The 24,457-nt window shown below is 49.0% G+C and carries 17 protein-coding genes and 1 pseudogene; 11 read left to right on the top strand and 7 right to left on the bottom strand.

The genetic code is table 11. The features are described 5' to 3' along the window. Window positions 1-36: 36 nt before the first annotated feature. The 4 genes and pseudogenes from AC1VOR_RS14925 (at window position 37) to AC1VOR_RS14940 (ending at window position 4,356) form a co-directional block, all read left to right on the top strand. Window positions 37-1,854, top strand: a pseudogene (locus tag AC1VOR_RS14925) (APC family permease). Between the two features lie 89 nt (window positions 1,855-1,943). Beyond that, the gene (locus AC1VOR_RS14930; protein ID WP_482618781.1) at window positions 1,944-2,738 is read left to right on the top strand and encodes a protein-glutamine gamma-glutamyltransferase; all 795 of its coding nucleotides are present in this window, start codon (window positions 1,944-1,946) and stop codon (window positions 2,736-2,738) included. Between the two features lie 171 nt (window positions 2,739-2,909). Beyond that, entirely contained in the window at window positions 2,910-3,284 is a 375-nt protein-coding gene (locus AC1VOR_RS14935; RefSeq protein ID WP_482618783.1) for an MmcQ/YjbR family DNA-binding protein, read from the top strand. A 280-nt stretch (window positions 3,285-3,564) separates the two neighbouring features. Beyond that, window positions 3,565-4,356, top strand: a complete 792-nt coding sequence (locus tag AC1VOR_RS14940) for a DsbA family protein (RefSeq protein WP_482618784.1) — start codon at window positions 3,565-3,567, stop codon at window positions 4,354-4,356. A 416-nt stretch (window positions 4,357-4,772) separates the two neighbouring features. Here AC1VOR_RS14940 and AC1VOR_RS14945 read toward each other — a convergent pair whose 3' ends face one another. Both AC1VOR_RS14945 and AC1VOR_RS14950 read right to left on the bottom strand, forming a co-directional pair. Continuing rightward, a complete protein-coding gene (locus tag AC1VOR_RS14945; protein WP_482618786.1) occupies window positions 4,773-6,419 on the bottom strand; it encodes an ABC transporter ATP-binding protein in 1,647 nt (548 codons plus the stop codon). Between the two features lie 228 nt (window positions 6,420-6,647). Beyond that, window positions 6,648-8,420, bottom strand: coding sequence for a flavocytochrome c (locus tag AC1VOR_RS14950; protein ID WP_482618788.1), 1,773 nt, complete (start codon window positions 8,418-8,420; stop codon window positions 6,648-6,650). A 327-nt stretch (window positions 8,421-8,747) separates the two neighbouring features. Between AC1VOR_RS14950 and AC1VOR_RS14955 the strand changes: the two genes are divergently transcribed. Further along, window positions 8,748-9,188 (top strand): Hsp20/alpha crystallin family protein, encoded by a 441-nt coding sequence (locus AC1VOR_RS14955; protein ID WP_482618790.1) that lies wholly within the window; start codon window positions 8,748-8,750, stop codon window positions 9,186-9,188. 116 nt (window positions 9,189-9,304) lie between these two features. On the opposite strand, the gene AC1VOR_RS14960 is transcribed toward AC1VOR_RS14955, so the two are convergent. Together AC1VOR_RS14960 and AC1VOR_RS14965 are read right to left on the bottom strand one after the other, a co-directional pair. Then, a complete protein-coding gene (locus AC1VOR_RS14960) occupies window positions 9,305-10,927 on the bottom strand; it encodes a helix-turn-helix domain-containing protein (protein ID WP_482618792.1) in 1,623 nt (540 codons plus the stop codon). Then, on the bottom strand, window positions 10,924-12,741 hold the full coding sequence (locus tag AC1VOR_RS14965) for a cache domain-containing sensor histidine kinase (protein WP_482618794.1): 1,818 nt from the start codon (window positions 12,739-12,741) through the stop codon (window positions 10,924-10,926). Before AC1VOR_RS14965 ends, AC1VOR_RS14960 begins: the two co-directional genes overlap by 4 nt. 115 nt (window positions 12,742-12,856) lie before the next feature. Between AC1VOR_RS14965 and AC1VOR_RS14970 the strand changes: the two genes are divergently transcribed. From AC1VOR_RS14970 to AC1VOR_RS14995, 6 genes are all read left to right on the top strand, one after another. Continuing rightward, window positions 12,857-13,738, top strand: coding sequence for a carbohydrate ABC transporter permease (locus AC1VOR_RS14970; RefSeq protein WP_482618796.1), 882 nt, complete (start codon window positions 12,857-12,859; stop codon window positions 13,736-13,738). Further along, a complete protein-coding gene (locus tag AC1VOR_RS14975) occupies window positions 13,738-14,568 on the top strand; it encodes a carbohydrate ABC transporter permease (RefSeq protein WP_482618798.1) in 831 nt (276 codons plus the stop codon). The genes AC1VOR_RS14970 and AC1VOR_RS14975 overlap by 1 nt, the downstream gene beginning before the upstream one ends. 73 nt (window positions 14,569-14,641) lie before the next feature. Beyond that, the gene (locus AC1VOR_RS14980; RefSeq protein WP_482618905.1) at window positions 14,642-15,940 is read left to right on the top strand and encodes an ABC transporter substrate-binding protein; all 1,299 of its coding nucleotides are present in this window, start codon (window positions 14,642-14,644) and stop codon (window positions 15,938-15,940) included. 79 nt (window positions 15,941-16,019) lie between these two features. Beyond that, window positions 16,020-18,344: an alpha-xylosidase gene (yicI, locus tag AC1VOR_RS14985; protein WP_482618800.1), complete on the top strand. Its 2,325-nt coding sequence runs from the start codon at window positions 16,020-16,022 to the stop codon at window positions 18,342-18,344. Between the two features lie 226 nt (window positions 18,345-18,570). Further along, complete coding sequence (locus AC1VOR_RS14990) at window positions 18,571-19,992, top strand: helix-turn-helix domain-containing protein (protein WP_482618801.1); 1,422 nt, start codon at window positions 18,571-18,573, stop codon at window positions 19,990-19,992. A 384-nt stretch (window positions 19,993-20,376) separates the two neighbouring features. Further along, complete coding sequence (locus tag AC1VOR_RS14995) at window positions 20,377-20,562, top strand: Spo0E family sporulation regulatory protein-aspartic acid phosphatase (protein ID WP_482618802.1); 186 nt, start codon at window positions 20,377-20,379, stop codon at window positions 20,560-20,562. Window positions 20,563-20,594: 32 nt separating this feature from the next. On the opposite strand, the gene AC1VOR_RS15000 is transcribed toward AC1VOR_RS14995, so the two are convergent. The 3 genes from AC1VOR_RS15000 to AC1VOR_RS15010 form a co-directional block, all read right to left on the bottom strand. Beyond that, window positions 20,595-22,175 (bottom strand): oleate hydratase, encoded by a 1,581-nt coding sequence (locus AC1VOR_RS15000; RefSeq protein ID WP_482618804.1) that lies wholly within the window; start codon window positions 22,173-22,175, stop codon window positions 20,595-20,597. 198 nt (window positions 22,176-22,373) lie between these two features. Beyond that, entirely contained in the window at window positions 22,374-22,997 is a 624-nt protein-coding gene (locus AC1VOR_RS15005; protein WP_482618806.1) for a TetR-like C-terminal domain-containing protein, read from the bottom strand. Window positions 22,998-23,117: 120 nt separating this feature from the next. Beyond that, on the bottom strand, window positions 23,118-24,452 hold the full coding sequence (locus AC1VOR_RS15010; protein WP_482618808.1) for a TolC family protein: 1,335 nt from the start codon (window positions 24,450-24,452) through the stop codon (window positions 23,118-23,120). Between the last annotated feature and the right edge of the window lie 5 nt (window positions 24,453-24,457).

Consider the following 24,457-nt stretch of genomic DNA (forward strand, 5'->3'; position numbering starts at 1 on the left):
AGATTGGCAACTTGGAGCTAGAAGAGGGGATATAAGATGGTAAACAAAGTCAAACGGGTGCTCATTGGACGGCCGATGAAAAGTAGGGAGATTGAGGGGGAAAAGCTGGGCAAGCTGAAGGCGCTGGCCATCCTGTCTTCGGATGCACTGTCATCTGTAGCCTACGGAACTGAGCAAATCCTGCTGGTCCTGATGGCGGCGGGGTTCTCCGCCCTATGGTATTCGATTCCGATTTCCTTTGCCGTACTTGGGCTATTATTCATACTGATCCTGTCTTATCGGCAGACGATCTTCTCTTATCCCTCCGGGGGTGGGGCTTACATCGTGGCCATGGATAATCTGGGACGGTCTACCGGACTGCTTGCCGGGGGTTCGTTGCTCGTTGACTATATCTTGACCGTAGCGGTGAGCTCGTCTGCCGGGACGGATGCGATTATATCGGCCTTTCCGGTACTACAGGATCACCGGGTTCTGATTGCCCTGATCATGATTACACTGCTTACGCTGATGAATCTGCGCGGTGTGACGGAATCGGCCTCTGTGCTGGCCGTGCCGGTATATCTGTTTGTTATTGCGATCTTCGTGTTAATCGGTTCTGGAGTGGTCAAGTATGCCATGGGTGGGATTCATGCCGCCACGCCGGAGGTGGAGGCTACCGTATCCAACATCAGCCTGTTCCTGCTATTGAAGGCCTTTAGCTCAGGTTGTTCGGCCTTGACTGGAGTAGAGGCGGTGTCCAACGCCATCCCGAACTTCAAGAAGCCAGCAGCCCATAATGCAGCGGCTACCCTGGCAATGATGGGTATCATTCTGTGCACGATGTTTATCGGCATTAGCCTGCTGGCATATTGGTATGGAATCAAGCCTGATCCGCAGGCTACTGTGGTGTCGCAGATCGCGGAGTCTACTTTTGGTCGGGGCACGCTTTACTATGTCATCCAGGGCATTACCGCATTGATCTTGTTCCTGGCAGCCAACACGGCATACTCGGCGTTTCCGCTGCTGGCGTTCATGCTGGCCAAAGACAAATATATGCCGCATGCCTTTATGGTGCGCGGAGATCGACTTGGCTTCTCTAACGGCATTATTTTCCTGGGCGTGACTTCTGCTCTGCTGGTCATTGGCTTTGGCGGGAATACGGAGAGCTTGATTCCTCTCTATGCTGTGGGGGTGTTTATCCCGTTCACCTTGTCCCAACTGGGAATGATGATCCGCTGACTGAAGCTCAAGCCCAAGGGCTGGGTTCTCCGGTTTGCAATCAATACAGTGGGTATGCTCACGACGCTCGGGATTACGCTGATTTTTATCATCACCAAATTTTCGCATGTGTGGGTAGTCTTCATTTTCCTGCCGCTGGTGATGTTTCTGTTCTACCAGATTCACCGTCATTATCTGAACATTGCTCAGCAGCTACGGATTTCCATGGATGTGGAGAAGCCCGTCATGAAGGGCAGCACGATCGTGGTGCCGGTAGCCGGAATTACGCGGGTCGTGATGAATTCCCTGAGTTATGCCAAATCCTTGACCGATAATGTGGTCGCTGTATATGTGGGCTTCGATGATGATGAGATTAAGCGGATGGAGCAGAAATGGGCAGAGTGGAATCCCGGAGTACGGCTGATTACGCTGAGATCGAGCTTTAGAAGTATTGTCCGGCCCATCATGAAATTTATCGACACGGTGGAGTGGAAGACCTCCGAGACCGATCACATCACGGTGCTGATTCCGCAATTCATTACACGCCATTGGTGGCAGAATATGCTGCACAACCAGTCCAGCCTGGTATTAAGAGCTTACCTGTACAATCATAAGGACGTTGTTATCGCTACCGTACCTTTCCATTTGCAAAAGTAGGCCTTGGGTATCCGGGCGAATGATCACCAAACCGGGCGATCGCACGTACAATAACCTGAATACCCTAACACGACAAGGAGGGGAATGGGTTGATTGTTCTACCACCGAGCGACAAGAGCCAGCTCTCGCAGATGAGCTTGCCTCCGTTCCAACAGGAAATTGTGCAGGCTATGGAGAGGAGTCCGGTGCCCCATCGTTATAGCTCGCTGGATGAGCTTCTCTTCGAATTGAACTTACGGGGGGCGATTGTAGGATCGGCTTTGGCGCTCAACCAGAGTGGAGCCAAGTTCGCCGTATACCGCAGATCGCATTGTAACGAGATGTATTGGTCGCGCACGGACGAAGGGGGCTTCCGGCTAAGAAGCGGCGTAGCGCCTTCCGATGCCATACAAGACATTTACCTGAACGGGCCGTTGTATGGCTTCGAATGCTCCATGGCCATGATGATTGTGATGTACAAGGCTGTGCTGGATCAGATTGGAAGCCGCGCATTCAATACGTATTTCACAGATCTGTATCTGTTCGATTGGCACTACGATAGTGATCTTGGTTTTGCCCAAGGCAACCGTAGGCTGGGCGTGTATCCCGGGGATATTCTGTACTTTAAGAACCCGGATCATAACCCTGAGACGCCAGAATGGCAAGGAGAGAATGTCATCGTGCTGGGCGACGACCTGTTCTACGGTCATGGAATCGGCGTTCGCAACTCATCCGAGATTATTGGTGCACTTAATCAGCGACGGAAGCCAGGCGCACGAAGATCAGCCTACCTGCTCGATCTGATCATTCATCCCGATTATAATCACATCCGCGGGCTCCGGGGTGTGTATGCACGTATCGGTACTTCGGTGTATCGCTACTCGGGAGCGGAGCAGCAGGCTTAAGACAAGTTTTTTGATGAAATAGAGAGCAAAAAAAAGACGGCAGGGGACGGATGTCCCCGATGCCGTCTTTTTTTGTTTGAATCCCTTCACGAAATTGTGCAGAATGTCAGAACAAATGGTATAGTTACACCAGAATAAAACCAAGACAAGATCAGGTAAGGAGAGGTGTCCGTGCACAAGCAATTAGAAAAATACTGTTTGTCCAAAAAAGGAGCGACCCAGGAATATCCCTTCGGACCCGATCCTGCGGTGATGAAGGTAGGGGGCAAAATGTTTGCGTTGCTGCCTGTTCCAGGAAATTCCGGGGAATCCTCTACTATATCCATCTCGCTGAAATGTGATCCGGTCATTGCGGAAAATCTTCGAGAGCAGCATGCTTGTGTGACCGCTGGGTATCACCTGAACAAGAAGCATTGGAATACCGTCGTTGTTGACGGCAGCCTGCCTATGGACGACCTGCGGGCCATGATCGATCACTCCTATGATCTGGTGCTGAAGGGGCTAAGCAAAGCTGCCCGGGAAGCGGTACTGATGCGCTTAAGCTAGACTTAATATAAATGTGTGTTCAAAAAGTCGGGTTAGCAGGACCAAGAAGGTTGGATGAAGCCAGGGACTGAGTAGCGGAGCGTAGACCGATCTACGTGAGCAACGGAAGGCCCGGCTGAATTCAAGATTCGACGCCGAATCTACTCCTTGATTAACTCCGTCCCGGGAAGACGACTTTTTGAACAACCTCTATAAGTATGTTGTGACTAACATTACGTCCCTGGCCGGGGACCATGCGCTAGAATGAGGACAAAGCCAATATTTGGAGGTATGAGCGCGCATGGCCCAAGGCAAGGGTAGATATCAAGGCGGCAAACCAGCCGCTAAAGGCAAGGCAGCGAAGTATCAAGGCAAGAACGGAGGAAAGTCCAACTTTCTATTCGTGTTATCACTAATTGTGTTAGGCGTGTTGGTGATTGTGCTGTCCTTCTTCTTCTTGAAGGATTCGAAGGAATCGGAAGCGTCCTCGCTGAAGGACCTGCCGAACTACACCGAGATTAAGGGCAATTATGAGGCCAAGGGATTAAAATACGAGAAGCAACCCCATCTGGGTAACCCTGAGGCCAAGGTTAAGGTGATGGAATTCGCCGACTTCAAATGCCCGGCCTGTATGAAGTGGGAAGCAGCCTATATGGATCAGCTCCAGCAGGATTTTATGGATACCGGGAAAGTGGAGTTCTTCTTCACTAACTATGCTTTTATCGACCGGGATTCCATCATGGCGGCTAGCGCAGGTGAAGCAATCGCGGCGCAAAACAACGAGAAATTCTGGGAATTCAAGAAGAAGCTATACGCGAACCAAGGCGACGAGACAAAGATTTGGGCTACACCTGAATTCCTGCTCGACTTCGTCAAGAAGAATATCGACGGGATTGACTACGAACGGTTCGCCAAGGATTTGCAAGACCGTACCTATATGCTGGCCGTGAAGGAAGACTTCAAGACGGCCGGGTACTATGGCGTCAACGGTACACCGCAGTTCATGGTGAACGGCGAGCTGCTACCAACCTCTTCTTACGACGATTTGGCTGCTGCTATTGAGGCAGCGCTGGCGGCTGAAGGCGGACAGTAAGCGTCTCATTTCGTAGGGAAGATCGCTAATTACTGTATAATTTGCACCTAACTGTACCCTACTGCACCATCTCATCTGCATCCACCTGCACCCTACTGTTACATACTGCTGGGGGCGCGCATTAGTAGGAAATTCTCCCGCTAATTTGTGGAAAAACGCTGATTTTAGAGATTTAACTGGAAAAACTCCCTATAAATCCTCATATCAAACCTATAATGGGCAATTTAGCCCGAATTATATGGAGAATTTCCCTATAATAGCTGGTTATTACTCTAAAAGTAACTTTTATATGGAGGATTTCCCGTTAAATCTGGCAGATGGATGGATAGTCGGAGTATAAACGAACACAAGCCTTCGATTCGTACAACAGAATCGAAGGCTTGCTCATTTTGCTGGTATCAAGTCACCCGACAGCTCTAGGAGTGAGCCATTTCCACGGCTGGCTTGGTTAACTGCAAGGACTTGTTACAAAGAATATCAAAGGAATGGCTGTGGTCGATGAAGATACAAATACGGTCATTGAGCGCAGTTTGCAAGAGCTCGTTCATCAGCCTTTTGGTCTCGTCATCCAAATGAGCGGCAATTTCGTCGAATAGCAGGACGCTGGATTCTCTCAGCAGGGCTCGGGCAATGGCAATACGCTGAATTTCCCCACCCGAGAGCCGACTCCCGTTCTCCCCGATAGTTTGTCCCCCAAGCCTGTCCATCACTTTGCCGAGCTCGGTTAATTCCACCACTTCCTTGTACCTGGCTTCATCGACATGATCTACCCCATATTTTACGTTGTTCTCAATCGTATCATTAAATAGATAGATTTTTTGCGAGACGATGCCGATATTTTTACGTAAAGATTTCCGGGAGATGGCTGTAATATCGGTGCCATTCAGCAGAATTTGCCCTTCCGTGCAATTATATAGACCCATGAGCAAGCGGAAAAAGGTGGTCTTTCCCGAGCCATTCTCGCCATAGATCATCAATTTATCCTTCCGTTCCAAGTTGAATTCAAGATTTTGAAACAGGAAGGGAGCGTTCTTGTAATGAAAATCAACCTGACGGACCTGAATATCGTGGATATCCTTCAGCTCCAGCTTATGATCATCCTCAGCATCCTCCAACGTTTCTTCCAGGAACAAGCTAAGTCTTTGCAAGCTTACCAATGCTGGTTGCAGGGTTAACGTTGCACCCGTGATGCTCTGAATCGGGGTGTACAGCTTGGGCACATAGCTCAGGAAAATCATGTATACACCGATAGAGAGCTGCTGATCGATGAACAATCTGCCCCCGGATAACATGAGAATTACGGTAGCCATGGCGCCCAGGAAAATAATCATTTCCATCCCCAGCGAATAGCTCAAAGTTTGCTTGACGTTAGCTTTCATTAATTTGCGAGTCATGTCATTAATTTTCTCTGATTCTATCTCTTCCAGCGATAAATTCTTGACCTCTTCAATACCGCCTACGGACTGCTGAATTTTACTGTTGAGTTGCGCGCTTTTCTCAGCAATTTCTTTTGAAAATTTAGCAACGGAGCCCATCAGCCGGGTAGAGATCAGATAATAGCAAGGAATCAGCAGGCACATAATCAGGGTTAACGGCACACTTTGAAGCAACAAAATGATGAGCACGCCTACAAATTCGAAAAAACCAAGCACCATTTTAAAAGTATTGGCCGAGAACAGTCCGCTCAAATTATTTACTTCATTAAGCCGGGCCGTAATATACCCGCTCTCCTTGAAATTGTAGAAGTCCAGTGGATATTTGAGCAGCTTCTTGGAAATTTCTTCTCTAATCTTGAAAATGATGTTCTGATTCATGTGCGTAAATAGATAAGTTGATATGTAGCTCAGGACGCTCTTCACGAGATAGACGGCAGAAAGTGCCAAGCTATAGATCAGAACGATGCGATATTGCCCCTTCATTAGCCCCTCATCAAATACCTTCTGGATCAGAAAGGCAGGGATGAGTCCAATCCCCGTAATGACAATGAGCAGCAGAAAGGACTGCATGATTTTATTCTGAAAATGCTTGCTATAGCTCCATACCAACTTTAGATTTTTCCCCATGATTGTTCTCCTCTAAAAATACACCTGGTTACTCTTTAATACATAATATTCTGTACGATATCTTCCCAATCCTCTAAAGTATACACTCACCCATTTCTTGTAGCTGCATGGCCGATAGATATATGATGGGATGTATAGAATTAGTAATTTGTAATACACAAAAAAGCCCCTCCTCACAAAATGATAGCAACCATTTTGGCAAGGAGGGACTTGATGATATCTTGTTGATTATTTCAATTCTGCTGCTGCTGTTTGGCCTGCGATACGTCCGAAGACGATGATGTCGGCTACGGCATTACCGCCGATACGGTTACCGCCGTGCACGCCGCCAGCAATTTCACCGGCTGCATACAGACCGGAAATCGCTTGTCCTTCAGGATTCAGGACATGGGTTTGGGTATCAATCTTCACGCCGCCCATCGTATGGTGGACACCTGGTGTTACAGGGATGGCGTAGTAAGGGCCTGCTTCAAGGGTTTGCGTCAAGTGAGCTCTCTCGAATTCAGTATCCTTACCGTCCTTAACAAATTGCGTATAAGTCTTCAAGGTAGCTTCCAGAGTGGCAGCATCGAGGTTCAGCTCGCCAGCCAGCAGGGCAAGATCATCACCCTTGGTTGCGTACCCTTCTTTGATATATTTGGCCAATGAAGCATTCTCATCAACCATTTCCTGATTTGTGATCAAGTAAGCCATTTTGTCGGTTTGCTTCAAAATATTTTGCGATACCACATCACGTGTAAGCAGTTCGTTGGTAAAGCGTTTGGCTTCTTTGTTTACCAGAATTGCACCATCACCACGAAGTCCTTCAGTGAACATATAACCAGATTCAGGATCGGTGGTAGGGTGGATTTGGATTTGTTCAATTTGCATCAGATCAGCGCCAGCTTCTTGAGCCATGACGATCCCTGAACCGGTTGCTCCGGCATGGTTCGTTGTGGAGAAGCCTTCTAGCTCAGGACGATATTGCACGACCATTTCGCTGTTGGCTCCAAAACCACCAGTAGCGAGAATAACCGCTTTGGCATTGACCTTAAATGGATTTTCATTTTTGTCGACAGCTTCAACGCCTACAACTGCACCGTCTTGCTGGATAAGCTTCACAGCTTTGGAGTTGAGCAGGATATCAACCTCAAGCTCTTTTAATTTCTCTGACAGAACATTTACCACGACTGGACCAATAGCAGATCCATCCGCCGGAGTATGAATTCTTGGATTCGTTGCTCCACCCGACAAGGACACTCGGGAAATGCCTGCGCCCATATCGTTCAACCAATAGATTGCTTCCGGTGCATTATCGACCAAAGTGCGAAGCAATTCCGGATCGTTAATGTTATGACCGCCTTTTAACGTGTCATCGTAGAACGTTTGCTTCGAATCCTTGATGCCGTTCTCTTCCTGAATCGTTGTTTCTGCGGCGTTAAGACCGCCGGTAGCGCGGTTGGTGTTACCGCCGATGATTGGCATTTGTTCCAGGATAACAACGGATTTGCCGGCTTCCTTGGCTTCAATAGCCGCCGAGAGACCTGCTCCGCCTGAGCCAACGATGACTACATCGACGTTAAGATCCTCTTGCTTGGCTTCTTCAACAGCCAGTTTGTTCGCTGGGTCCTTCAAGTCGTTAATGTTGGCTCCGGCTTTTTCCAGGGCCAGGGTAACTGCTTCGATAATGCCTGCACTGGATTCGCTGGCACCTGACACAGCATCGACCGCCAAGCTTTGGGTGTTGATGATGTCACCTGTCAACTGTGCGATAGCTCCGTCTCCAATACTGCCTGTCTCACCATCGGCTGTAATCTCGATGGATTCAATTTTGTCTGCGGACACGGTTACCGTGGCCTTAATCTCACCGCCATGTCCCTTCGACACGCCTTCGTACGTACCTGGCGTAAATTTGCCGCCTGCGGCCGCAGCGCCTTCATTCGCTGGCTTCTCTTGATTGCAACCAACGACGAGTAGCATGATAAGTCCAACCATAAGAATTGCAAATAAACTCTTTTTCACTATGCAACGCCCCTTTGTGTATTATTTCACAATGTTGTGTTGCCCCATATTAGCATGATTCGTTAGACAGGCATTATAATAATTGTCACACCGTCTATTAGAAAGGTCATAACATCAGGCTGGCAATCTGCATTTCAAACCCGTGAAAAGAATAGAAAAGATCAAAAAAGGTCAAACAAATAGAAAAACTATTTTCGATTATACAAAATGGCCAGAAATGCATGATAATCGCTTATTTTGGCCGCAGATCCTTTTTGTCAATATGAAGGGTCGCGCACTATAATAAAGGCGTAAGGTCAAATAAAGTCAAAGAAAGGGGAATGTGTGATGTTTGATTTGGTTCCATTCGGAAGACGCAGAGAGGATGCATGGGGTCAATTGGCGAAGGCATTTAACGATGTCTTCAGCGATGATTTCTTCACCTCGATGAGACCTCAGGCGATATCCTTCAAGACGGATGTGCGCGAGACGGATCAGGCCTACTTGCTGGAAGCCGAGTTGCCCGGTTTTCGGAAAGAGGACATCGATATCGGCTATGCCGCTCCTTACTTGACGATTAAGGCGGTTCACCAGGAAGATGGCAGCGTTGAGGATAACCATCAGCAAGTGGTTCGGAAGGAACGGCGTTATGGCGAGTATGTACGCAGATTTTATGTACAGGACATCGACGAGGACGGCATTCGGGCGTCCCTGAAGGATGGGTTGTTGAAGCTGGAGGTGCCGAAACGGCAACCGACACAGTCGAAGCGAATTGAGATTCAGGATTAAAATTAAAATATATCGTTCGTGATCGTCGTGAGAACCCCCGGGAATGCCGTAAATCAGCATTACCGGGGTTCTTTGTTGTACTTAGGCTAGCCCCCCATACTGCGGGCAGGCAGCCCTTATTTTTTATGCTGTTTTCGGAATTCGCCGGGTGATATCCCTTCTTGCTTCTTGAAGACCTGGCTGAAATATTTCTCGTTCTTGAATCCGACCATCTCGGCAATGGCCGCCAGCTTCATCTGCGGGTTGCGTAGCAATTGCTTGGCATGATCGATGCGAATTTTCGTCAAATAATCGGACATATTGGTTCCGTAGGTTTGCTTGAATTTACGCGAGATGTATTCTCTGCTAACGAAGAATCGCTTGGCAATATCATACAAAGAGAGGTCCTGGTTATAATTCTGCTGCATATAAGCGACAACGTCGTTCATCAGATTCTGCCCTGAGGTTTGCGTGGACAGCAGGCTAGTGGATAACCGCAATAGGGACTGCTGCCAATACGCCTTCCAGTCTGCCATGGAGAAGATATCTTTATCGGGGTTCGGTGCCTCCTCTATGGGGAGGGCTGCTAATAATTCTCCGGCCGCACTACCTACCGTATCATAAGCGACCCGGGTCTGAAACCGCTCGATATCCCGATTCCACTGTTCAAGATGGCGGGGAGTAATTTGTCCGTTCTGCTGCAATCGGATCATCCATTTCGAGACTGCCTCTTCAATGACGTCAGGCTGGCCGCTCAGTAAGGCGATCTTCCAGCGTTCTTCCACCTCCCCGAAGCGAACAGGCTCCTGCTCTTCATCGTTTACGGCTACGGAACTGACGGGAGCCACATGAATATGTTGTCCCAGTAATAGCAGATTGCGGGAGCGCAATGCCCTCATTCCGGCTTCGTAGGCGGCTGGAAGCTCGGCATAGTCGTGAATAATCGGACCAACGCCAAAGTGCATATTTCTCTGTAAAATTTGGGCGAAGGCCTGGTTAATTTCCTGAATTAGCGTTGTATATGCCTCCGGCTGGCGCCATAGCAGCAGAACGATAATATGCTGCGTACCCCAATTTTTGAAGGCGATGCCTGCCCCTCTCTCCCGAAGCAGCTCGTTGCAAATATTAAGCAAGGTGAAGATCAGCAGCTCCTTCTCCTGTCCGAACTTCGCAGATAAGGCTTGATCGCTATCATCCATTTGCAGCAGCGCGGGCCTGAAGGTAGTAATCTGCTCGGGTAAAACGCCGAGATCCCGAAGGCGCCGAAGCGCCTGAGTCTGCGAACGGGGGTCCTCAATCAAGCTGGTTAACAGCTTCTCGGAGTAGACAGGGCGGTATTCGTTGACAGATACGTCCTTGCTCAGCAGTGTGGTGCGTTCCTGCTGTTCCTCCTTCCAGGCGGCGACGGCCTTCTGCACCGCAATGTTCACCATCTTCTCATCGATGGGCTTGAGAATATAATCAATGCCGCTGTACCAGATGGTATTCCTCATAAACTCAAAATCATTATGCCCGCTGATGACGATGAATTTCGTATCGGGAACGTTGGTATGGAGCCATTCCATCAGGTCCAGTCCGTTCTTCAAGGGCATGTGAATATCCATCAGGACGATTTGGGGCTGCTCTTCCTGAATAATCTGCATGGCTTCCAGGCCGTTGGTGGCCTCATCAACCTGGCAGATACCATAGGCCTCCCAATCCACAATTAACCGAATTGATTTGCGTACAGGCTTCTCATCGTCAACAATCAAGGCCTTCACTCGGGTTCACCTTCCACTCTCATCGTTAGTATGGCCCTGAATCCATGGGGCTGGAGATTCTCAACCTCAAAATGGCTATCCTCTCCGTAGAACAGCTTCAGTCGGGTCATCACGTTCACTAACCCGATACCGCCTTCGTCCTCCCCTGATCGAGAGGGATCGGACAGACCTTCCACCGGATTTTGTGCAGCTTGTTCCAGTCGTTGTTGAAGGCGCTGCCAAACTTCCTCAGGCATGCCGTTTCCGTTATCTTCCACCGTCAATTGCAAGGTGCTGGCGTCGATCCACAGGCTGGTTAGAATGATCTGGCTGGATTCCTCCATCGGGTCCCGACCGTGCTTGAAGTAGTTCTCGACCAGTGGTTGCAGAATCATTTTGGGAACCAGGACATCGAGTGTCGTTTTATCCACATCGTAGCGGACTTTGAAGCCTTGGTCAAACCTTTCGGCTTGCAACTCCATGTAATCCTGAACATGCTGTAGCTCCTTATCCAGAGCGACCGGCTCGTCCGTATTGTACATGCTGTAACGCATCATTCGCGACAGCGTGGAGATCAACGAATATACCCGCTTGACCCCATGCTCCAAGGCCAGCGAGCCGATGGATTGCAATGAATTATTCAGAAAATGGGGATTCACCTGCGCTTGCAGTGCCCGTAACTGGTTCGTGGTATTGGCTAGCTTAAGCTTATATTCGCGAAGAATTAAATTGTTGATCGTATCCATCATGCTGCTCAAGCGGCGGTATACTACCCCGATTTCATCCTTGCGGTTCGTGTCGATGGCTACGGTTAAATGTCCGGTCTGAATTTGATTCATGTACCATACCAGCCGCTTAATCGGTTTGGTCAGACTCACCGAGATGAGAATAATCATGGCAATGATTAAGAGCAAGGAAGCGGCCAGCAGCAGGACATTGATCGCTGCTGCCTGCTGGGTATCCCGGGTTAGATAAGAGGCAGGAATCTGCTTGACGAGCCGCCACTGGCTGAAGGCGGTATCAACGGTGTCGTATACGAAGATTTGCTTGTCCTCTTCAAAGCTGCCCCGGGGAGATCCGTTCATCACCTGTGCCTCGTACCAGGGAGCGCTGAACTTCTGACCGATCCGTTCCGGTTCACCCGAATAAATGACATACCCGTCTTCGTCCAGAAGGTAGAGCTTCTCGTGCTCCGCCTGGAACAATTGGTTGCTGATCCGAGAGATCGCATCCAGCCGGATGTCCATGGCTAACAGCCCCAACTGGTTGTCCGAAGGAATCTGTCTGATGGAACGGTACAGGGTGATTACCTTCTGATCCCCACTGCCAACAGGCGGAACGTCGAAGCCATAGTTATAAGGGGCATGGGGAGAGCTCAGGGTTAGTGCCAACTCGTTGTTCCAGTTGCCCGGAATGAAGCTGTCGATATCGCTCATTCGTTTTAACGAGCTGGGAGTCAGCAGCGTCGCTTGCCGCTTCTTGTCTACGTAGAGGTAGATTTGCAGCACGTCCTTGGAGGCCGCAGCCATCGATTGCAGGGTGGCCACTTGCTGCCCCCGAGCCGAGATATTCTCGAATCCGTAGGGCAGGCTCCGATAGAAGAAGTCATCGGAATAGACGGATAGGGAGTTGCGGTTAAGCTCCTCCAGGTAGTTCTTGATATTCTCGCTGCCCTGGAAGAGCAGGCTCCCGTTATCCTGCACGGCTCGCTCTTTCAGGGAGTGGGTAGTATAGGAATAGCTGATAATCATCGTCGCTACACTGGGAACAAGCGCGGCAATAATCAGCCCGACAATCAGCTTGGTACGGATGCTGCTCCAGTTCAAAGAGGCCACCTGCCTATGATCAATATTTTATACCTTATAGTTCACATTATCAGGTATTCCCAGATTCCTTGTATAGAGATAATTAAAGCGTGCACAAGTTTTGGAGAGGAATGGGGGAAATCAAATGAGTAGAAAGAAAAGGGGGGCTTTCCTACAGCAACTGGTCTATACCGGTCCTGTATCCATATTTTTCATACTTGTTATTCTGGTGCCGTTTGCGATGGGGATGTATTATTCCTTCACCAATTGGAACGGCATATCGGGCGAGGTTGATTGGGTAGGCTTTGAGAACTTCAGAACGATCTTTATGCAGGACAATGCGTTTCGGACAGCCTTTTGGTTCACGGTACGGTTCACCGTTGCCAGTGTCATTTTGACGAACCTGGTGGGCTTCAGCTTGGCTTATGTGCTGACCCGGCCGTTGAAGGGACGGAACGTACTGCGGACGCTGTTCTTCATGCCTAATGTCATTGGCGGTCTGCTGCTCGGTTTTATCTGGCAGTTCATCTTCGTCAAGGGATTTGCTACACTGGGCGAAATAACCGGACTAGCCTTCTTTCAGCTACCCTGGCTGGGGGACGAACCCACCGGGTTTTGGGCAATCGTCATCGTGTTCGTCTGGCAATCGGCCGGTTATTTGATGGTGATTTACATCGCTTCGATTAATAACGTATCCAGGGAAGTGCTGGAGGCGGCAAGTATCGACGGAGCGAGTCGGTGGCAGGTGTTGCGCAGCATCATCATGCCTTTGATCATGCCAGCGGTTACGGTATGCTTGTTCTTGACGATCTCCTGGTCCTTCAAGATGTTCGATCTGAATCTGTCCCTGACCAAGGGCGGACCGTTCCGTTCCACGGAATCACTGGCTCTGAACATCTATGTGGAATCGTTCCAAAATAACAAATACGGTTTGGGCACGGCGAAGGCGTTGTTATTCTTCATCGTCGTGGCTACGGTCACCTTGTTCCAGGTCCGCTTAACGAAGAGCAAGGAGGTGGAGGCCTGATGAAGACGTCTTCCGCTTTCCCACGTGTCATACTGCAAATCGTTATGATTGTCATCGCGGTGCTCTTTATGGCTCCCTTTTACTTCTTATTGGTCAACTCCGTCAAATCGTTGGGGGACATTCTGACCAATGCCGCATCCTGGCCGGAGACCTGGGTATGGAGCAACTATGCTAACGCCTGGAGAATCACCCGATTCACCGAAGCCTTCGGCAATTCGCTGATCATCACCATAGCAGGCATCCTGCTGATTGCCTTGTTCAGCGCCATGGCTGCGTACCGGATGGTACGATCCAATAGCCTATTGAACCGAATTCAATTCACGCTGTTCGTTGCCGCGATGGTCGTGCCTTTCCAATCGATCATGATTCCGCTGCTTCAAGTCATTAAGGGCTTGGGCATTAACAACAGCATCCCCGGGCTAATCCTGTGTTATCTCGGGTTAGGTGTACCCCTCGCCATCTTCTTACTCCATGGCTTCGTCAAATCGATTCCACTGGAAATGGAAGAGGCGGCTCTGGTCGACGGCGCCAAGCCCTTTGTCGTCTTCTGGAGAATCGTGATTCCGTTGCTGCAACCGATGCTGGTGACGGTAATTATCTTGAATTGCTTGTGGATATGGAATGATTATTTATTACCTTCACTCGTCTTGCAGAGCCAACATCTGCGGACGATTCCGATCGCGACCTTCGCGTTCTTCGGCCAGTACACCAAGCAGTGGGACCTTGCATTACCTACACTGGTTCTAGGCATTACGCCGATATTACTGTTCTTTCTCAGCTTGCAGAAATACATCGTGGAAGGAATTACTTCGGGCTCGGTCAAGGGCTGAGCCTATCAAGCGAAATGAACGTACACCCGGCTTCTCTTAAAACAACTACAGGGGGAATTTATTCATGAAGAAGATGAAACGGCTTATGTTCTTGCTGACTTCTGTGCTAGCGCTTTCACTTGTCCTGAGCGCTTGCGGGGGCGGAAATAAAGCAGCTGATGGCGGTAACACCGGGGGCAACGCCTCCCAGGGTGGAGATGCGCCAGCAGAGATCAAGACGGTTAAAATTTTGCAGCTCAAAACGGAAATCGTGGAAGGGCTAAATGAGCTTAAGGTGGAGTTTGAGAAGGAGCATCCGAACATCAAGCTGGAGATTCAAACGGTGGGCGGCGATTATGGTACCTTCCTGAAGACGAAGTTTGCTTCCGGCGAGGAGCCGGACATCTTTACTAACGGTGGGTTTAAGGATATGGAAACATGGCTGGACCGCATGGAGGACCTGTCGGATCAGCCTTGGGTGAATGACTTGCTCCCCTTGGCCAAAGAGCCAATGACGCTGGACGGCAAAGTGTATGGCATGGCCATGAACCTGGAAGGCTTCGGCTTTATTTACAACAAGGATTTGTTCGAACAAGCCGGAATCACGGAGTTGCCGAAGACTTACTCTCAACTGGAGGAAGCTGCGCAAAAGCTGGAAGCTAGCGGTGTAACCCCATTCTCCAACGGTTATCAGGAATGGTGGATCATCGGTAACCAGGGGATTAACCCGGCCTTTGCCCAACAACCGGACCCGGATGCATTTATCAAAGGCTTGAACGAAGGAACGGAATTGTTCACGGACAATGCGAAGTTCCAGGAATGGGTGAAATTGATTGATCTGACGGTCAAATATGGCAATAAAAACTCTTTGACAACGGACTATAACACCCAGGTTGCGGAATTTGCCAACGGCAAGGCAGCTATGATGCAGCAGGGCAACTGGGCCCAATTGCAAATCGACCAGATCAATCCTGATCTGAATTTGGGTGTCCTGCCAATGCCATTGGGCGAGGACGCTGAATTGAACGATAAGCTGAATGTTGGTGTACCGGCGAACCTGGTCGTGAACAAGAATTCCCCGGTGAAGGAAGAGGCGAAAATCTTCTTGAACTGGTATGTGACTTCGGATATCGGCAAGGAATATATCGTTAAGAAATTTAAATTCATTCCTGCCTTCTCCACCATGGAAGCTACGGCAGAAGATATGGGCGATATTGGAGCAGAGGTATGGAATTATGCGCAAGCCGGGAAGGTCAATACGTTGAATGCACCGAAATTCCCGGATGGTCTTGCTCATGAATTTGCCTCCGCTACGCAAGCACATATCGCTGGCAAATACGACATGAACCAGATGCTGGATGAATTCAAAGTCGGCTGGGATACCTTGAAATAAACTAGATCAGACAGCGGACGGGCCCGCATTGGGAAATGGGGGACTCGTCCGTTTTTCTTACAGAGGAAGGAGTACCATTATGAAATTTAGTGACGGTAACTGGTTGATTTCCAAGGAATATGACATCATTAGCCCGCTGTACCTCCATGCGGCCGAGCAGAAGGGGAATACCCTCGTCGTCTACGCCGCGCCGAAGCCGGTAGAGAATCGCAGGGCTCAGCTTGATGTTCCCTTGATTACGTTATATTTCCATTCTCCCAAAGAGCATATCATCGGGGTGAAGATCGAACATCATCGCGGCGTGCGGGTGACGCACCCGCAATTCGAACTGTCGCAGGATGCGGATGTTCCCGTGAACATTTGTGTCGGCGAGCCTGAGGTTTCACTGACGAGTGGCCGTATGAAGGTGGTCATTCAGCAAGGCGCCAATTGGTCCGTCGACTTCTACTTCGACGGGCAACGTATTACCGGCAGCGTGAAGAAATCCATGGGGTATATTGAGGCCAGGTCGGGAGCGACCTATGTCAGAGAACAGTTAGACCTGGGCGTTGGCGAATATGTGTATGGACTTGGCGAACGCTTCACACCGTTCGTGAAGAATGGACAAAGTGTGGATATGTGGAATAATGACGGGGGAACGGGCTCGCAGCAGGCGTATAAGAATGTTCCTTTTTATATCAGCAACAAGGGGTATGGGGTATTTGTGAATCAGCCTGAGCTCGTATCCTATGAGATTGCTTCTGAGAAGGTATCAAAGGTACAGTTCAGCGTGCCCGGTCAGTCGCTGGAGTATTATGTCATCGGCGGGCCAACCATGAAGCATACGCTGGAGCGTTATACCGCATTAACCGGCAAGCCTGCGTTGCCGCCAGCCTGGTCCTTTGGCCTCTGGCTGACGACTTCATTTACGACCAATTATGATGAAGCCACGGTCAATTCCTTCGTGGACGGGATGAAGGAACGAGACATTCCACTGCACGTGTTCCATTTCGACTGCTTCTGGATGAAGGCGTTCCGCTGGACTGATTTTGTATGGGATGAAGAGGTGTTCCCGGAGCCAAAGGAAATGATTCATCGCCTGAAGGAGAAGGGTCTGCATATTTGTGTGTGGATTAATCCCTATATCAGCCAGCAATCTATTTTGTTTGATGAAGCGATGGAAAAGGGGTACCTGCTGTGTAAGCCGGGCGGTGACGTGTGGCAATGTGACAAATGGCAGCCCGGAATGGGCGTTGTCGACTTTACGAATCCGGAGGCCTGCGAGTGGTTCCAAGGCTACTTAAGAGAACTGGTGGATATGGGCGTTGATTCGTTCAAGACGGATTTTGGTGAGCGGATTCCGACAGATGTGGTCTTCCATGACGGCTCTGATCCGCAGAAGATGCATAACTATTACACGTATTTATACAATAAAGTGGTATTCGAAGTGCTGGAACAGGAATTGGGCAAGGGAGAGGCTTTGGTCTTTGCTCGCTCGGCAACGGCCGGGAGCCAGAAGTTCCCTGTGCATTGGGGCGGCGATTGCTACGCCAACTATGATTCCATGGCAGAAAGCCTGCGCGGGGGATTGTCGCTCAGCTTGTCTGGCTTCGGCTTCTGGAGCCACGATATCGGCGGTTTTGAAGAAACCTCCTCAGCCGATGTCTACAAGCGCTGGACAGCGTTTGGGCTACTCTCCAGTCATAGTCGGCTGCATGGCAACACCTCCTACCGCGTTCCCTGGCTCTTCGACGAGGAAGCGGTGGACGTCATGCGCTTTTTCACGCAGTGGAAATGTCGGTTGATGCCGTATATTTTTGCCGAGGCGGTGCAAACGGCCGAGGTAGGAATTCCCACGATGAGAGCTATGGTCATGGAGTTTGCTGATGACCCTACCTGCATTATGCTTGACCGGCAATACATGCTGGGCGAATCGCTCCTGGTAGCACCTGTCTTCCATCCGGAAGGCAAGGTTTCTTACTATTTGCCGAAGGGGACCTGGACGCATCTCTTCACAGGCGAGCGGGTTCAAGGAGGGCTGTGGCGCGAAGAACAGCATGACTACATGAGCCTGCCGCTATATGTCCGTCCGGGAACACTATTGCCGCTTGGCGTAGACGAATCTCGTCCGGACTATGACTATGCCGATGGTGTGACCTTGCATTTGTTCGAGCTGGAGGAAGGGGCCGAAGCGGCAGCGATGGTGCCGACTGTTAAGGGAGAAGTTGCGCTGGAAGTTACGGCCAACCGCTCTGGAAGTACGATTACTATTCAAGGCAGCGCGGCGGGTCATTGGAGTGTCGTACTGCGCGGAATCAACCAATATGCGGCCGTTTCGGGTGCAGAGGTTACTGTCACAGAGCAGGGGCTTTCGTTGGTTCCTGATGCAGGAGCTACTCTTATTACGTTGGACCTGGCTGATTAATCCTATAACTATTTTATTACGAGACTCAAGAGGGCTTAAAACTGTCCTATGAGTCTCGTTTTTGCGTTGACGAATGTAAAAATAAGGATTATTATGTAAATATATATCGTAAAACTAGCAAAAGATGGTGTTATTTGGTGTCGTTGGGTGTCGTTAATGGCTCTGCCGAGAAGAACAGGCTTGGCTTTGCAGAAGCAAGCTGAACGGGTTTGGGGGTGATAATTATTTGATATCCACTACCACGATTCGCGCAGAACTGGAAGACTACATTAAGAATAATGGGACAACCCTGCAGCGTTTTGCCGAAAGTTCTGGAGTCAATGTCGGAACATTAAGCGGAATTATCAACGGCAACCGTCTGATTGCGATCAGTCAGCTTGACCGGGTAACCAAAGCGATGGGTCTTCCGGAGGGACACTTTTACAATTTGTACGCCGAGGAATGCTCTACTCCGAACGCTCCGCATTGGCGGAGGATACGTCCCTTCTTGCTACGTTGCGCCGAGTTGCAGCAGCACGACTGCATCAAGCAGGTGTTATGCCGGTTGCTTGAAGACTTGAAGCAGGTTGCCAGCATCTTCGAAACCGCTGAAATGATGTATGAGCAAGGCTGGAAGGAAGCGGCTGTCATTCTCTATGAGAGTGTAATCGAGAGTGAGCGATTCAGTCACTCTGAACGGCTGGCGATGAGCTACTATCGGATATTCCAAATCTATCAAGCAGATAAACAGAGATGTTTTGAATCAGCTCTGCAGTTCCTGCCTTATCGTTACCGATTGCCCGAAGCATTGGCTCTGGATGGGTTACTAATGCTTGTATATGTCTACTCTGTTAGGTTTAGATGGGCAGAAGCGGAGAATTACGCCGATGAGTTGGCCAGACTAGCATTGGCTTTGTATGAAAGACAAGCCTGGAAGGAAGAGGATTTTTCTTCGGAACGACCGTTGGTTCATTATTACGGGAAGGCTTATTTATTTAAGGCAGGAACGTATGAATATCGTGGTATGTATCAGGAATCAAGAAAATGGATAGCTCAATATGCTGACTTAAGCTGGTTTGAGGGACTGGATGAGGAGGGGGAAGCAGAGGTTCGTCTCCTTAAAATGTTTGCCGAAGCAAACTATATGTCGGTGGACATCAAGTCTGGCAACCGTACGAGAATAGCGGAGTATGTAGCTTTTTTAGAGAACCATCCTGATGAAATTGTTGAGGGGCTCATCACGCTAGTAGAGTCTGCTAACAGACATGACTTTTTTGTTGATGACATACTTGTTAAGTTCAATGATAACATTGAGCAGTATAGAAATTTTGGCCAAGAAGACATGCTGATACAGGATCGTATTGATGAGCATAAGCCCAAAGAACCTCCCTATGTATTTCGATATGCTGTCTTCTTTCAGAATTACGCAATCTATAATTTCCGGAAAGGCTTTTATGAAGAAGGCCTAACCAACATTCTTCACAGCATGTATGCAGCTACCAAATTAAGACATAAGGATCTACATGCTAATGTACCCATGGCGATTTTTGAAATTTATCGAAGGTTTGCTAATGAGGAGCAGACACAGCAATACAATAAACTTTGTAGAGAGGTGTGGGATAATGAAAAGGAAAACATTCTTGGTGGCTTCGGTTATGTTGACGTTTAACGTTGCATTGTTGATTGGTAGTGGTAAAGTATTTACTATATTTGCGCATGGCTGGGGTTAATATTCTAGATATACCCATTGTTCAAGTTTGAAGGGCTTGCTTGGAAGGTGTCACAACTGGATACAAATAGTCCCGTTTAGGACGGAAAACATAATGTTTTCCGTCCTAAACTTTATAGTAGGAAGTATATTGGTTTACCTACACGCTTTTCAGCTCAGAGCAATTCACTGTCAATTTAAAATACAAAAATCGAGTAGGAGGTCGGGGAAAGTGACGACCTATTCTACTCGATTTATTTAAAATTGGAATTTTTTTGTTTTTGCAGTATGTTTCATTAGGCAATATTTGGCAACATCTTCTAATATATTCATAGGGTGATAGCTATGAATAATTCTGAGAAGATTAAAATTTGTATAGAAGCGGAACGACAAAAGCTAAATCGATTAGCTCAAGTCTACGGGCTTCGGAGTAAGCGAGTCATTCATCAATCCGTTATTCTGGACGGGCTGATCAATCAGTATAACAAGATCATGTATGCGGATATGAAGCTTAAGAAACCCATCGCCTAGAGTCGTTTCTTTATCCTGTGGTCAATTCCTGATTACCGGAATGAGGTAACCAATCCTTGCAATAAAGTACGTACATCGTATTGATATTGCCGGATGGGCGCTACGGGCTTCTGAATACCAAGCAAGCCATATACGGCTATGCGAGCGGCTCTGATAGAATATTCCTCCGTGAATACGACATCATCCGGAATCTCGCAGAATTGACTGATGAACGCCAGATTGGTGGAACCGTCAGGGATAACCTTGGGCCGGTCATCGATCAACCTTGGCAGGAACTGAGCCGTAATATAGGGCATCATGCAAGGAATGCAATTCGCGGTGGACAAGATGGCATCCAAGTCTTGATCGAAATGAAGATGATGCAGCAGTTCTGTCAAAATTTCTTCCCCGGTGCAATCTGACATTTTCTTCGGCACGTAGTCGCCAATCTGGTCGGGAAAGAGTCCGTATCCCCAGAATACCTTAACCTGCTCAGGCTGGTTGCGGAAATGGGGCTGGTGTGCCAGAACGATGGACATGAACCAACTGGAGTCCTTGAACGTGACCAATGCGCCGCTCCCAGCTTTATTGCGGGAGAAGGCCTCCATCAGATCGAAGAAGCGTGAGTCCTGGCAGGTCACGGTAAAAGATTCCCACTTTGACTCGTCAATATGATCGGCGAAGGTGGAGGGGTTACCTACTCCGGGTTGTTTAGCGGCTATGCGCTCCCAAAGCTTCCATGAGCTCCCCTTGCCCAGAAGCTGGGGAGGAGTTGTCATAGAACCCAGGCTGGAGCTTTCTGTCATGGAGCCATTGGTGATCAGCACGAGATCGCCTTCCGCGATATCCAGAGTGGCAGGTGTCCCATCCTGAATCATATGCATTCGCGTTACGGTGATTCCGTCTCCCTTCTTGAAGTCGAGATCCGTGACAGTACACTTCAGCGAGAAATCTACGCCGTGATCTTCGAGATAACGATGCAGCGGCAAAATGATCGAGTCATATTGATTGTAAGGCGTGCGCGTCACGCCCTCCAGCGTATGGATGCGGGGGAACTCATGCATGAACCGCAGCATATATCTTTTGAATTCCACGGCACTGTGCCACGGCTGAAAGGCGAAGGTGGTTGCCCACATGTACCAGAAATTTGTTTCGAAGAAATGAGGGCCAAACCAGTCGTGGATTCGGGCCTTGCCCAGCTTCTCTTCCGGCGCCATGATCAATTTGGCCATCGCTAACCGATCCGCGGTATCAAAGCCCATGGAGGTCACATCTTCCACTTGGCCGTGCTTGTTCACCAGCCGGGCGTTGGAGTGGGTCGGATGGGCAGTATCGAAAGCAACTATCTCTTCACGCACCGACAGACTTGGATGGTCCAATGAAGGAATAGAACTCAGCAAATCCCAAGTGTTCTCATAGGCCTCATCATTCAGCATCCGTCCGCCTCGAATGACGTAGCCTTGTCTTTCGTCGCCGGCTCCATCGTTGCTGCCCCCAAGGATGTGCATCTCCTCAAGCACGTGAATCTGCTCCCCCGGAAAGTCACAATCTCTCACCAAAAACGCTGCACCTGCCAGTGAAGCGAGCCCTCCGCCCACAAAATATACCTGTTTCCCGCTAAAATCTGTTGACATTACCGTAGCCTCCCTTAAGAAAATTGGTCCAAGTAGGAACATCTTCAAGGTACTCCCTTTCCTAAGAGGCGGGTATCATCAATAACGCTCTACTGTCCTATAATTGGACATTTGCCAGCAATTGTCCGGATTTCCGACGAGATGGGCCATATTTTGCAGTAGGAGAATGCTATGTTGATTTCGGGATTTGCTAAGGCCTTAGGGTAGCAGCTTGGTGTTGGGACTATGCTCATATCGGAGCAAAGCCCGCTCGAAATGACCTTCCAGCAGCTTGCTCAATTTCCTGACGATGCTGTCCGGCAGCTCCTTCATTCCCTCCAGCAGCCATTGAATGACCAGTCCGGTGAAGGCCAGAGTATAGAAATTAGCCAGAAAACGCTTGTCTTCCTCTGCCACCTGCATTCCGCAGGATAACTCCTGGACAACGCCCATGATCAGCGGGTTAGCTACCGCATACAGATAAGAATCAAGGTGACTTCTGCCTAAGGAATGGAGTGTGTTCAAGCAGAAGGCCCTGTTCTCCTGGATGTATTCAAAAATTTTGAGAAATCCGTTAGTCCAGGTATAGTAGCTGTGATCCCCAGCAATGGCATCCACGGCTTCCGTCTGGTAAATCCAGCCTAGCAAATCATAGATATCCTGAAAATGATAATAGAACGTTTTTCGATTTAACTGACAATCGGTGACGATGTGCCTGACAGTGATTTTATTCAGGGGTAACTCGTTCATCAGCTTCTTTAGCGAGGTAGCTAACGCCCTCTGGGTAAGGCGAGAATTGGACAATAGAATCACCTGCCTGATCGAATACATTTTCTTCCACATGTTTCCTTTATTATACGCGCAAGCGAGGGGCTTCACAAAAAACAGCAGGTCCCCCGGAGACTTGCTCAGGGACCTGCTGTAATGCTTAGTGGCATATGAATGCTCTAAGTGGTGTGCGCTTTAGTTAATTAAGCCTTTTTCCATAGCGGCTACTGCTTCATTTGCCAGGAACACCTGCAAACGGGTTAAGTCCAACGCTAGCTCCTGTTGGGTAAGCAGGAAACCGTATTTATCGAAGTCATAACGTGAGACAAATCCGCTCTTGAAGCGTGTCTGCATATTGTTAAAGTCGATTTCGGTATCCGCCAGATCTTTTTCCGCACTCTGGTAGGCTTTGTAGGCTGTATCGGCTCCGCTGTACGTGGCGCTGATCTTCTTGCTTAGCTCAACTTTTGTTTGCTCGGCCTGACGGCCCGCGATACGAACCATCGTATACAAATAATCCTGCTCATGATCGTTGGCCGCATTGGTGTGGTTCTCCTGGGTATTGGCCAGCACGACCGCATTCCACTGTTGCTTCATATCATAGGAGCTACGCAAAATGTCCTCCGTATTTTTACGGGTGGTTGCCTTCGGGGTATAGGCGATGTCGGCCAAGGTCATATTCGGGTCATAAACCAACCCCAGATCAAAGCAGAGTTGCAGCAGCGAGAGCTGATAGTTATCTCTCAGTGTATCAAGCTGCTCTTCCTGATCGCGTACCTGACGCTGGGCCAGCATCACGGCTTCCTCAGTCCCCATCGCATATTCCTTGAAGGTGACGGCTTTATTGTAGTCTGCTTTTACAATGTCCAGATATTCCTCCGTCAGCCTGATTTGCTTATTCAGCGACAAGAGCTGTACGTATTGTGAGGTGATTTGCAGCTTAACGCCGGTCTTGGCCTTCTCCATATCAATTAGTGTATTGGATTGCTCGGTATTAAGCTGATCCAGGGCCAATTCAAGCTGCTGGCGCTGACTAGCCATTTGCTTGTTCAGTGCTCCGGCAATGCCGGCCAGGCCATCGAGAGCCCCGTTGACGGCTGTGTTGGTGATGGCATCAGAAACCAACCATACGGATGTAGGGTCAACTGGGCCGTAATCTTCGGGAATCACCTTGACTATATCCTCCGGACTTTCGGGTAATCGAATAGAAGGAATGGTAATAACAGCCCCGTCCAATCCCTTCTTCTGCTCTTCCAGACTATCCTCGTTTTGTCTCAACGCAGTGAGCTTCATATCCAGCAAGGATAAATTATAGGAATTATTCAGTGCTAATTTTAATACAGTATCTAGGTCCAAATGTTTTAACGATTGCAATCTTCCCGATTCTACGAATGAATCCTTAAGCTCTTTACTAGTCTCGGCATTTCTTCCTGATCTCGTGGTATTATCGCCATCGGCTGCATAGGCCGAAATTGGACTGCTCGCCAATAATATTAGTGAAAGGATAACCCCCACAGCTTTCTTCCCCACGGTTC

It is taken from the genome of Paenibacillus sp. 1SOY10, from assembly GCF_056836745.1.

Excerpts from the sequence above, each read along its gene's own strand:
- AC1VOR_RS14940 (WP_482618784.1), top strand. The coding sequence starts at position 3,565 with ATGGCCCAAGGCAAGGGTAGATATCAAGGCGGCAAACCAGCCGCTAAA.
- AC1VOR_RS14945 (WP_482618786.1), bottom strand. The coding sequence starts at position 6,419 with ATGGGGAAAAATCTAAAGTTGGTATGGAGCTATAGCAAGCATTTTCAG.
- AC1VOR_RS14955 (WP_482618790.1), top strand. The coding sequence starts at position 8,748 with ATGTTTGATTTGGTTCCATTCGGAAGACGCAGAGAGGATGCATGGGGT.
- AC1VOR_RS14970 (WP_482618796.1), top strand. The coding sequence starts at position 12,857 with ATGAGTAGAAAGAAAAGGGGGGCTTTCCTACAGCAACTGGTCTATACC.
- AC1VOR_RS14975 (WP_482618798.1), top strand. The coding sequence starts at position 13,738 with ATGAAGACGTCTTCCGCTTTCCCACGTGTCATACTGCAAATCGTTATG.
- AC1VOR_RS14980 (WP_482618905.1), top strand. The coding sequence starts at position 14,642 with ATGAAACGGCTTATGTTCTTGCTGACTTCTGTGCTAGCGCTTTCACTT.
- yicI (WP_482618800.1), top strand. The coding sequence starts at position 16,020 with ATGAAATTTAGTGACGGTAACTGGTTGATTTCCAAGGAATATGACATC.
- AC1VOR_RS14995 (WP_482618802.1), top strand. The coding sequence starts at position 20,377 with ATGAATAATTCTGAGAAGATTAAAATTTGTATAGAAGCGGAACGACAA.
- AC1VOR_RS15000 (WP_482618804.1), bottom strand. The coding sequence starts at position 22,175 with ATGTCAACAGATTTTAGCGGGAAACAGGTATATTTTGTGGGCGGAGGG.
- AC1VOR_RS15005 (WP_482618806.1), bottom strand. The coding sequence starts at position 22,997 with ATGTGGAAGAAAATGTATTCGATCAGGCAGGTGATTCTATTGTCCAAT.